The organism is Mycobacterium sp., from assembly GCF_051006775.1.
Lineage (GTDB): Bacteria > Actinomycetota > Actinomycetes > Mycobacteriales > Mycobacteriaceae > Mycobacterium.
Map to the genome: position 1 here is coordinate 22223 of NZ_JBPCSX010000246.1, position 9960 is coordinate 32182.

At 65.3% G+C, this 9960-nt stretch carries 11 protein-coding genes; 6 read left to right on the forward strand and 5 right to left on the reverse strand.

Going from position 1 to position 9960, the window contains the following annotated elements; translation table 11 throughout:
- Positions 1–41: 41 nt before the first annotated feature.
- Entirely contained in the window at positions 42–983 is a 942-nt protein-coding gene (locus ACR2JI_RS17240; protein ID WP_526392182.1) for a VldE C-terminal domain-containing protein, read from the forward strand.
- Between the two features lie 46 nt (positions 984–1029).
- Here the strand turns inward: ACR2JI_RS17240 and ACR2JI_RS17245 are convergent, their stop codons facing one another.
- On the reverse strand, positions 1030–2250 hold the full coding sequence (locus ACR2JI_RS17245) for a low temperature requirement protein A (RefSeq protein WP_526392202.1): 1221 nt from the start codon (positions 2248–2250) through the stop codon (positions 1030–1032).
- Between the two features lie 61 nt (positions 2251–2311).
- Complete coding sequence (locus tag ACR2JI_RS17250) at positions 2312–2680, reverse strand: hypothetical protein (RefSeq protein ID WP_526392184.1); 369 nt, start codon at positions 2678–2680, stop codon at positions 2312–2314.
- Positions 2681–2715: 35 nt separating this feature from the next.
- On the opposite strand from ACR2JI_RS17250, the gene ACR2JI_RS17255 reads away from it, so the two are divergent.
- The 3 genes from ACR2JI_RS17255 (at position 2716) to ACR2JI_RS17265 (ending at position 4801) form a co-directional block, all read left to right on the forward strand.
- Entirely contained in the window at positions 2716–3453 is a 738-nt protein-coding gene (locus ACR2JI_RS17255) for a polyamine aminopropyltransferase (RefSeq protein WP_526392186.1), read from the forward strand.
- A gap of 19 nt (positions 3454–3472) precedes the next feature.
- Positions 3473–4354 carry a universal stress protein gene (locus tag ACR2JI_RS17260; RefSeq protein WP_526392188.1) on the forward strand — a complete coding sequence of 294 codons (882 nt, stop codon included), beginning with the start codon at positions 3473–3475 and terminating at the stop codon, positions 4352–4354.
- 141 nt (positions 4355–4495) lie between these two features.
- Complete coding sequence (locus ACR2JI_RS17265) at positions 4496–4801, forward strand: hypothetical protein (protein ID WP_526392190.1); 306 nt, start codon at positions 4496–4498, stop codon at positions 4799–4801.
- A gap of 5 nt (positions 4802–4806) precedes the next feature.
- Here the strand turns inward: ACR2JI_RS17265 and ACR2JI_RS17270 are convergent, their stop codons facing one another.
- The gene (locus tag ACR2JI_RS17270; protein ID WP_526392204.1) at positions 4807–5970 is read right to left on the reverse strand and encodes a wax ester/triacylglycerol synthase domain-containing protein; all 1164 of its coding nucleotides are present in this window, start codon (positions 5968–5970) and stop codon (positions 4807–4809) included.
- Between the two features lie 294 nt (positions 5971–6264).
- Between ACR2JI_RS17270 and ACR2JI_RS17275 the strand changes: the two genes are divergently transcribed.
- Positions 6265–7014, forward strand: coding sequence for a copper homeostasis protein CutC (locus tag ACR2JI_RS17275; protein ID WP_526392192.1), 750 nt, complete (start codon positions 6265–6267; stop codon positions 7012–7014).
- Here the strand turns inward: ACR2JI_RS17275 and ACR2JI_RS17280 are convergent.
- Both ACR2JI_RS17280 and ACR2JI_RS17285 read right to left on the reverse strand, forming a co-directional pair.
- Positions 7002–8498 carry a serine hydrolase domain-containing protein gene (locus ACR2JI_RS17280; RefSeq protein WP_526392194.1) on the reverse strand — a complete coding sequence of 499 codons (1497 nt, stop codon included), beginning with the start codon at positions 8496–8498 and terminating at the stop codon, positions 7002–7004. The genes ACR2JI_RS17275 and ACR2JI_RS17280 overlap by 13 nt on opposite strands.
- A 20-nt stretch (positions 8499–8518) precedes the next feature.
- Positions 8519–8962: a TIGR03618 family F420-dependent PPOX class oxidoreductase gene (locus tag ACR2JI_RS17285; protein WP_526392196.1), complete on the reverse strand. Its 444-nt coding sequence runs from the start codon at positions 8960–8962 to the stop codon at positions 8519–8521.
- A gap of 62 nt (positions 8963–9024) precedes the next feature.
- Here ACR2JI_RS17285 and ACR2JI_RS17290 point away from each other — a divergent pair, with 62 nt between their 5' ends.
- Positions 9025–9861 carry an SDR family oxidoreductase gene (locus ACR2JI_RS17290; RefSeq protein ID WP_526392198.1) on the forward strand — a complete coding sequence of 279 codons (837 nt, stop codon included), beginning with the start codon at positions 9025–9027 and terminating at the stop codon, positions 9859–9861.
- The last annotated feature ends 99 nt before the right edge of the window (positions 9862–9960 follow it).

Below are 9960 nucleotides of genomic sequence, written 5' to 3' on the forward strand. Positions count from 1 at the left end.
GTTCGGCGGCAACGTCGGCGGTAGTCAAAGGATGCACAGACGTGAATATCTATCGTAGGGCGATCGCCGGCGGGTTCGTCGGTTTGACGGTCCTCGGCGGAGTGTGGGGCGGTGCTGCCCATGCCGACCCCGCTCAGGATCAGGTGACGCAGTTCAGCGAGTTGGCCCGGCAGTCCGAACAACTGGCCGAGTCCATCACGGCGGCCCGAGCGGACCTCGACCGGAATATGCAGTTGCTCGCCGAGATCGACAGGCAACACAGCGCGGACCTGGCCGCCCTTGATGCCGCCAAGGGTGCGTTGGCGCCCCACCAGGAGGCCGTCAACAAATTGGCCGCCGCGGTCTATATGGGTGGGCGCACTGATGGCCTCAATGCGATCCTGACTGCCGAGTCGCCGCAGACCCTGATCGATACCCTCGACGTTCAGCGGGTGATGGCAACCGGGATGTTCGCGGACCTTGAGGGTTTCCGCCGGGTCAGCGACGAGGCCCAGAACCTCGAGGCGGCTTCGGCCAAGTCCGCAGCCGACACCCGGGCGGCCGTTGAAGCAGCCGTCGCCCTACGCGCGGATCTTCAGAAGCAGCAGTCCGAACTGCAGTCGCAGATCGTCGCGGCCAAGGTGCGCTACGCGTTGCTTCCCTCCGATGAACGTTCCGCGATGCCGGCGTCAGTCGTGGCAGCGCTGGGCCCCATCGGCAACATCCCCACCGTCGGGATGAGCGGCCTGGTACCCAACGCGAGAAACCTCGCGGCGTACATCATGGCCGCCTACCCCGGTGTGCAGTCCATCGGCGGTGTCCGCGCAGACTATCTCCCGGACCACCCGAGCGGCCACGCGATTGACATCATGATCGGTTCCAACATGGGCTTGGGTGATGCCATCAACGCCGACATCCGAAGCCACGCAGCGGAATTCGGGGTTTCCTACACGATGTGGCGGGTGGCCAATCACTTCGACCACGTCCACATTACGGTCCACTGAGCGGCTGACCTTCAGCTGACGGCGCCGTTGATCACGGGTCCGGCCCCTACTGCGGTCCGTCGCCGAGACGCCGAGCGAGGGCTTCGGCGGCGTGGCGGTGGCCATACAGCTCGAAGCCGACAACAGTCACCACCGGCGCGAGCATGATGACCAGCAGGCATACCGGCATCGATATCCCGACGGCGGCAAGGGCGACCGCGGCGGCCAGCACCACAGCGGTCAACGCCACCATCAGTGCGTGGAAGGTGTCCCGCCCGCCGGCCAGCAGCAGATACAGCAGATAGACCGATGCGATGTAGATACCGACCGGAATGGCGACGGACAACACGGTGGCCACCGAACCGATCGCGGAATGTCCCTCGATGTAATAGGCAGCGACGTGCAACCCGGCGCCGGTTGCCACGATCGACGTGAACACCACAATGTGCTCGTAGCCGAACGGGACCGCCTTCGTTCGTTGCGCCTGCAGCAGATTTGCGGATGGCACGACGAAGTAGATCCACCACATACCGAAGGTCAGCCCCGTGCCGGCAACTGCCACCAGGACGGCATCCACGCTCCAGCCTTGCGCCTGTATGACAGCTGACAGTGAAGCGACGGTGCCGATCACACCTTCGCCGAGCGCGATGATCGTGAGCAACCCGTAGCGTTCGGCGATGTGATGGGCATGCCATGGCGACTGGTCGCCGTTGCGCCGTTCGACGAGCCATGGGCCGGCCAGCTCGACCAGCGTCATCAATCCCACCAGCAGGAAGGTGATCGGGACCGACGTTTCGGCAATGGCGATTCCGATCCAGCCGATCTGAGCGACGGTGATCGTCGCGGCGTAGGTCAAGCACATGGTTCGCCGAACTGGATCCTGCCTGGCCGCACGAATCCACTGCGCCACCATGGCAATTCGCATCACGATGTAACCGGCGACCATCAGCCGGTTGTTCACGTGCTCACCGTGCTCGATTGATGCGTAGACCGGCGGGATACCCAGTGCCAGAATGATGACGCCGACCATCTGCAGCATCGTCATCAGGCGGTACACCCAGTCGTCGGTGTCGTAGGCGGAGGCGAACCAGCTGAAGTTGATCCATGCCCAGCAGACCGCGAACGTGACGAACACGAAGCTGGCCAGACCCGACCCGACGTGTCCGGTGGCGAGCGCGTGGGCCAGTTCTGCTGCGGCGCTGCCGAAGGCGATGACGAATGTCAGATCGAAAAGCAGTTCAAGCGGGGTCGCGACGCGATGCGGCTCGTGCGGATCACGACCCGACATCCGGCGCCGCCGATGGGCGCGAACCACCGGCTCCGGTGGGTGCTCTGCCGCGGTCACGTCATCAGGCGGAGCGAGCGCGCCTGGCTGCGATGAACGAGCGCACCCCGAGGGCCAGGTAGACCACCGAGAGGATCGCCGTGGCGGCCTGGGCGAAGACGGCGCCGGGTCGTTCGGCGGTGCCGTCGATCGCAGCCGGCAGCTTGAACAGCGAGCTGGCGGTTCCCAGCAGCGCCAGCAGGCCGATCAGGAGCGCGGCATGCATGACATGCATGCGCAGCTTCTCATTGCCGGCGAGCAGGCCCAGCACCAGCAATACGGCGCCGATGGCGGCCGGGATCAGCGCGGTCTTGTGGACGGCGCCGGTGAGGAAGAAGCCGCCCAGGCCGAGCGCGATGTACAGGAGCGAGAAGATGACAGTGATTCGAGGCATGCACGCAGCCTAGCGATGCAACTACTGTCACTTCAGTGAGTGCACGTTTCGAGGAGTTGGGCTGGCAGCAGACCCCGATGGGTGTGATCAGCCTGCGCCGCCGATTCGACCCCACGGTGCGCGCCGATGTGTACGAGGTCAAGCTCGATGACGAGCATGTGATGTCGAGCCTGTTCACCGTCGCTGAGAAAGAATTGGCGCGACTGGGGCTCGCGCGAACCCCGGGAACGGCCCTGGACGTCGTCATCGGCGGCCTCGGCCTCGGCTACACCGCACAGGAAGCACTGCACTGCGGCCGGATCAGGACACTGACGGTCATCGAATACTCCGATGCGGTGATCGACTGGCATCAACGCAATCTGCTACCGGATACCGCCGGCCTGGCCACCCACGATCGCGTCACGATCAGACACGCCGACTTCTTCGCCGCCGCGATGGGAACACCTGGATTCGATCCGGAGCATCCCGGCCGAACCTTCGACGCAATCCTGCTCGACATCGACCACTCGCCTCGCCACGTGCTGCACGATCCGCACGCAGCCTTCTACACCCACGACGGCCTGGCATCCGCGTGCGGTCACCTCTGTCCGGGCGGGGTGTTCGCCATGTGGTCCGATGACCCCCCGGATGATGACTTCACCGCGCTGCTGGGAACCGTCCTCACCGATGTCGAGGCTGCGACGGTCTGGTTCGACAACCCGCTGACCCGGGGCACATCGGCGGCGACCATCTACCTCGGGAACCGATCGATCGATACCGAACAGGGTCTGTGACACCGAATAGGGTCTGGCTATGACTACCGCAGCTGAGCAGCCCACCGTCGTCGCCGGCGTCGACGGATCCGAGACCGCGGTCGGTGCTGCCACGTGGGCCGCGGAGTTCGCCGCCGGTCGTGCGCTTCCGCTGACGCTCGTTCATGCCATCCCGCGGATGGACTGGCATTTCACCAGCTCCGAGGAGGCGGCCGAACCCGACCGGAGCGCCGCCGGTGATCGCGTACTCGCCGAGGCGGAACAGGTCCTGCGATCGACCCATCCTGATCTTGTGATCCGCGCGGTGGCCGTCAAGGGCGCGGTCGCGACAGTCCTGACCGACGCCGCGCAATCGGCCCGGATGCTGGTGGTGGGATCTGGCGACGCCGATCACCGCGCGCTGGGTGGACATGCAGTGCGCATCACGCACCGGGCGCAGTGCCCGGTCGTGGTGTGGCGCAAACCGGTTGCCCGGCGGACCGGTAAGCCGCTACCCGTCGTCGTCGGTATCGATGAGTCCGACAACTCGGCGCGCGCGCTGGCGGAAGCCTTCGACGTCGCCGCCATGCTGCATGCGCCGCTGTCGGTGGTGCACATGTGGGAGATCGCGCAGGCGGTCGGCATGGGCGATCTCGGCGGCCAGGGCGCAATGGACTGGCAACTGCTCGACCTGCTGCAGTCTCAGCAGCGCACGCGGATGGACGAGTTGGTGGCACCGTTTGCCGGCAGATACCGCAACGCTCATGTGAACAAGGTCTTTCGGGACATCAGCCCGGTCAAGGGCCTCACCGATCTGTCCAGGGAGGCCCAGTTGGTGATCGTCGGAAGCCACGGCCGCGGGGGGCTGGCTCAATCACTCCTCGGCTCGGTCAGCCAGAGCCTGATCCATCACGCCGAATGCCCGGTGCTGGTGGTTCGGTAGCGACGACATCGGTTTCTGACGTGTCCTGCGATCGGGGGACACGGGTGTCATCCGGAATCCGGCCCACTCAGCCGACACCCACCGGCGGTGCAATCGCGGACAGTGATCCGTATCAGCTTTCACCGCAAAGGAGCCCCCATCATGAGGACCATCACGATCATCGCCGAGCACGTGTCCGACCGCACCCTGAGCGCGTTCGTTCCGCCCAGGGGGGTCGCGTCGGTCAACATCAGCGCTAACCGAACCTTCGGCGAGGATGTTGACGCTGCGACCTACCGCAGCTTTCGCAACCCCACCCGCTTCAAGGCCAACTACCGGATCGAGATGGTGGTTGAGGACGACGCCGTGGGGACGGTTTACGACGCAGTCTCCCTCGCATACGGAATCGGCTGGCTCAGCGACGCCGAGATGTGGGTCAACCCGCCGGCGCTGGCCCTGGTGGCCTGAATCGGTCAACCCGCCGAAGCATCGCGTAACTCGGTGTAGGCCCGGGTGATCGCCGCGGCGAGTTCCGGTATCCCCGGCAACGCCGAGGGGTCGGTGCACAGCCCGATGCCGATATCGCCGTCGCATGAGATCGCCGAGATGCGCAGACAGTGGTGCGCACCCGGTTCCGATGACGAGAACAGATTCTGCACACGCCGGCCGTGGATGCTGACCCCGGCGGTTGGACCCGGGACATTCGAGATCGCCAGACTGAACTCCCGCGCGCTGCCGGCCAGATGCTGCACCGCCCGGTCGAGGCGCTTGACCCGGCCGAGGGCGTGAAACAGGTCATAGATCTCCGCGGCGTCGTCGAGGTGTTTGCGCTTGGTGGTCTCGCGGCTGATCAGATCCAGCCGGGCCAGCGGGTTCGGTTCATGCAGGGGCAGATCGACGTTGATGAACGAGTCGTGATTTCCCGCGGTGGCGGCGCCGTCGCGTTGATGAAGGCTGACCGGCACCTGCGCCCGAAGATGCCGGGCGCGTACTCCGTCGGCATGCAGCCACTCGCGCAATCCGCCGGCGATGATCGCCAGCAGGACGTCATTGACGGTGGCGTGGTCAGGCCGTGAACCACCGATCCGCTTCATCTCCGCCAGCGGGGCGACGCTGAAGGCCAGTTCCCGCGCCGCGGTGATCGGCTGGTCGAAGGGGGAGTGCGATCCGGGGTGGCCCAGTTCCCGCCAGAGCACGCCGGGCATGCGCAGCGCCTCCTCCTCGCGCCGGTGTTCGGCAGTGTCGGCCCTCAGTCCGGGCCGAGGGTCGGTGCGGAGCCCGGGGTGCTCTTCGTCGAAGAGCACCGTCTCGAGGAAGCGCACACCGGCGATACCGTCGGCCATCGCGTGATGGATGCGTGCCGCGATGGCCTCGCGGCCGTCGGCGAGTGGGCCGATCACATCGAAGGTCCACAGCGGCCGGTTGCGATCCAGGTGCTCGGACATCAGTGTGCTGACGATGCGCCACAGATCCGCCTGGGACCCGTCATCGGGGGTCGGTACCCGGCGGATGTGGTCGGCGATGTCGAAATCCGGGGCAGCCATCCATCTCGGGTCAGGCCCGGTCGTGTCCACCCGTTTGGTCGCCACCGGTTGTGCCGGAAGTCGTCGCGCTACGGAGTCCCTGAGTAACTCCAGATCAAGCGGTCCTGATCAGGGCTCGAGGATGACAAGCTTCAGGGTGTGGCCGGTGATGGCGGTCGACTCGAGATTCAGAATGCGGGCATCGTCCGCCGAGAGCTGATCTGGATCTTCGCCGACAGTCACGTCCGAACCATATCCGGAGTGGTTCGCGCAGGCCGTTGACAGCAGGGGTCTGCCTGTCGCGATAGCCGATGACGACGAGATCGGGGGTTTCATCACCGGTGGTGAAGAATTTCACCTTCGGGCATTCGAGTTCTGGCGCCGCCGAGACAGAGAGATGATGACGGGATGGAATTGGAAGTCATCGGATTCGATCTGGCGTCATGTCTGACGGCCCAGGAGTGCGGCGCCGACAGAATCGAATTGTGCGCCAACCCTGAAGAGGGTGGTACCACGCCGTCCTACGGGATGATCGCCCTCGCGCGGAAGAACACGTCGATCCAACTGTTCCCGATCATCCGTCCGCGAGGTGGTGACTTCCTCTACTCGCGGTTGGAATTCAACGCGATGATCGCCGATATCGGGCAATGCCGAGAATTGGGCTGCGATGGCGTGGTGATCGGCATGCTCGCGGAAGACGGCAGCGTCGACACCGACCGATGCGCTGAGTTGATTCACCATGCGGGCTCCATGGAAGTCACCTTCCACCGGGCGTTCGATCGGGTGAAGGATCCGATGACGGCGATGGAGGAGATCATCGATCTGGGATGTAGACGAATCCTGACCAGTGGCCTGCACCCGAATGTCGACCGGGGAAAGAAGATGTTGCGAGCGCTTGTCCAGGCGGCCGGGGACCGGATCACGATCATGCCGGGCGCCGGCGTGCGGTCGGCGAACATCCTCGAGTTGGTGACGTTCACCGGAGCCAGGGCATTCCACAGTTCAGCCCGCGCGACATATGCGTCATCGATGGAGTACACCAATCCCGCCATGGACGAGGAGCTCAACTCCATCAGCATCGACCCTGCTGAGGTACGGGAGCTGCGACGAATCCTCGATGCCCATGACCCCGCCCATGTCCAGGGTCAGTTGCCGTAAAGCCCTAGTGCCCTTGCTGTTTCGGTCGCCACTTCGCCACTGAGCGTCACGATCGGGGGACCGCCACGCTGATGGATCACGTTCGCGAGGACGATCACATAGGTCTCCGACGCCGGGTCCACCCACAGTGTCGTTCCGGTGAAGCCGCCCTGTCCGAAGCTGCCGACGGGGAAGATCAGGCCACGTGGCCGGGAGAGGGCGGTGTCGATATCCCAGCCGAAGCCGCGCAGGTCTTGTCCGGGTATGGCCGGATAGTTCGGTGCCAGCAGTGGATCGGCGCCGTTGGGCGTGGCTCGGATGGCTTCGTGAACAGCGTTATTCGCGGCCGCGAGTTGGCCGGCGGTGTGACCGGGCTGCTGGGGTGTCGTCATCGATGCCACGGTCGCCTGGGTCAGCGGAAACGCACTGGGTCGTCCGGCAAGACGATCGAGTAGTGCCTGCGCGAACAGCCCGAGATCCCGCACCGTCGAGAACACCCCGGCACTGCCGGCCACTCCGCCCATACGCCGCGCGGTCGGGTCGTGCACGGTGCCGCGCAGCAGGTGGTCGATATTGGGATTCAGGCCGGGGGTGTCTTCGTCACGTGCGGTCGGCGCGATGCGGGCCAACAGATCGGTGCTCCAGGTACCCGCCGGGCAGTCGCTGAGCCTGGACGCCTTAGGGTCGAATGCGATTGCGGTGCCGATGATCTGGTGTGGGCCGCACGCCTTCACCGCGGGAAGGTAGCGGGTGTCCACCATCCCGAGCGGTTCGAAGATGTTGTGCGCAACGTAGATGTCCTCGGTCTCGCCGGTCATCTTCTCGACCATCATGCCCAGCAGGATGAAGCCGATATCGGAGTAGTGGAAGACTGCCCCGGGATCAAACGCCAGCGGCGTGCCGAGTGCACGGCGAATTCCTTCTTCCCTGTCTGCCTTTTCCAGTCCCCATGGACCGCTCATTGCCAGATCGCCGGCCAGGCCCGAGGTGTGTGTCAGCAGCATCCGCAGCGTCACCTTCGCCCGCCGCGGATCGTTGACCGGGTTGAAGTCGGGCAGGTAGGTCTGCAGTGGTTCGTCGATCCCGACCCTGCCCTGTTCGGCGAGCTGCAGCACGGCAGTCGCGGTCGCAAGGCTCTTCGTCAGTGATGCCAGGTCGAAGAGTGTGTCCTCGGTCATCGGCTCGGCGGGGGCCGGTGAGCCATCCAGTCCCGGTTCCCCCGCGAGCTTGCGGGAGCCGAACGCCCGGCGGAAGACGATCTTGCCGGCGTGCCCGATCTGAACGACCGCACCGGGCATCCGGGGTGCGGCGATCGCGTCATCGACGAGTGCGACGACAGCCGAGAAATCGCCTTCGGGTTCGACGGCCGCGGTGGGGATTGCCGATGACGGTGGTGCCGGCGGAGGCGTTACCGCGGGTGCGCCCTGCCGCTGTCGAGAAGCGTGCCCGCAGGACGGAACCACAGCGAGGCTGAGCACCATCGACATAGCGGCGCCCGCACGCATGGCTCTCGAGCCCGATATCGTCACCGGTTGCTGTACACCCGGGTAGGCGTGATGAGAACTGCGGTGCGGCCCTGTTCGGCCATGACGCGGTCGTACTCGCCCCAGTTGTCGTGGCTGCCGCCGCACGCGACGAACACCTCGCGCAGCAGTAGACGTAACCGTTCGGCGCCGTCGAGCCAGTTCTGCGCGTCATCGGGGCCGGCGAGTTCGGCGCTGCCCTCGACCGTCGCCCAGCGCCAACCATCGCGAAAGGTCACGGCCACCTGGGGACGCGACCGCAGATTTGCCAGCTTCACCCGGCCGTAGGTGACAAAGCCCAGAATCGGTTCGCCCGTGCCCGGGTGCGGGAGGATTCCGGCATTGATCAGCGACGCCTGAATGGTTTGATCGGCTCGCAGGGTCGAGACGACGGCCAGACCGCCCTCTGCGCTCGCGAGGGCGACGGCCGCGTGCAGGGTGGTCATCGGACGCCGAGTCCGGTTCGTGCGAGCATTTCTACATAGTCACAAACGAAAGAAGAGAACGCATGCCTTCAGTATTGGTGACCGGTGCGGGTAGAGGTATCGGGCTGGCGATAGCCAGGCATCTGGGCGCGACGGGCTGGGACGTCTACGCCACAGCGCGTTCCGACAGCGCTCTGGCCGAGCTTGCCCTCCTGCCCGGAGTCCACCCGACCCGGCTGGATCTGGACGATCGCGCATCGCTGGGCGCACTGTCTGCTCAACTGCCGGACAAACTCGACGGGGTCGTCAACAACGCCGGCATCATCGTCAACGGGCCCGTGGAGGGGCTGGTCCTCGATGACCTGTCCCGGCAGTTGGATGTCAACGTCACTGCGCAGATAGGCGTGACGCAGGCGGTGTTGCCGAAGATTCGCGCGGCGAAGGGCCGGATCGTCTTCATTTCATCGGTCAGCGGATTGGTCGCCACACCCGGTACCGGCGCGTACAACGCGTCCAAGTTCGCGATCGAAGCCCTTGCGGATTCTCTCCGCATCGAACTGCGGCCCTGGGGGATTCACGTATCACTGGTGGAACCCGGACCGATCCGTACCGACATGTGGGGTGAGGCACACGTTGAACACGATCGGATGGTGGCCGCCCTCAGCGAGCAGCATCGGACGCTCTACGGGCCGCATCTCGCCGGCACCCGGAAGCTGCTGGGGCGCATGCAGAAGCTCGCCGCCGATCCGCAGAAGGTCGTCAATGCGGTCGACCACGCACTGACGGCCCGGCGCCCCAAAAGTCGGTACCTCCTCGACACCGCCAGCCGGCTCCAGAAGGTCATGGTGCGGATCATGCCTACCGGGGTGACCGATGCGCTGCTGGCCGCCGCCACCACGACGAAGCCGGACAGCGTCTGATCGGAGGGCCTTCCTCGGTGGCCTACTGGGAACTTCATCGAACCAAGTTCAAGCGCACTCACTAGGCTGCTGACGATGACGACACGATGGTCGGTAACT

Bases quoted from the DNA above. Each gene is read 5' to 3' on its own strand.
- ACR2JI_RS17245 (WP_526392202.1), bottom strand. From the start codon at position 2,250: ATGTCGGGTCGTGATCCGCACGAGCCGCATCGCGTCGCGACCCCGCTT.
- ACR2JI_RS17250 (WP_526392184.1), bottom strand. From the start codon at position 2,680: ATGCCTCGAATCACTGTCATCTTCTCGCTCCTGTACATCGCGCTCGGC.
- ACR2JI_RS17260 (WP_526392188.1), top strand. From the start codon at position 3,473: ATGACTACCGCAGCTGAGCAGCCCACCGTCGTCGCCGGCGTCGACGGA.
- ACR2JI_RS17265 (WP_526392190.1), top strand. From the start codon at position 4,496: ATGAGGACCATCACGATCATCGCCGAGCACGTGTCCGACCGCACCCTG.
- ACR2JI_RS17275 (WP_526392192.1), top strand. From the start codon at position 6,265: ATGGAATTGGAAGTCATCGGATTCGATCTGGCGTCATGTCTGACGGCC.
- ACR2JI_RS17280 (WP_526392194.1), bottom strand. From the start codon at position 8,498: ATGCGTGCGGGCGCCGCTATGTCGATGGTGCTCAGCCTCGCTGTGGTT.
- ACR2JI_RS17285 (WP_526392196.1), bottom strand. From the start codon at position 8,962: ATGACCACCCTGCACGCGGCCGTCGCCCTCGCGAGCGCAGAGGGCGGT.
- ACR2JI_RS17290 (WP_526392198.1), top strand. From the start codon at position 9,025: ATGCCTTCAGTATTGGTGACCGGTGCGGGTAGAGGTATCGGGCTGGCG.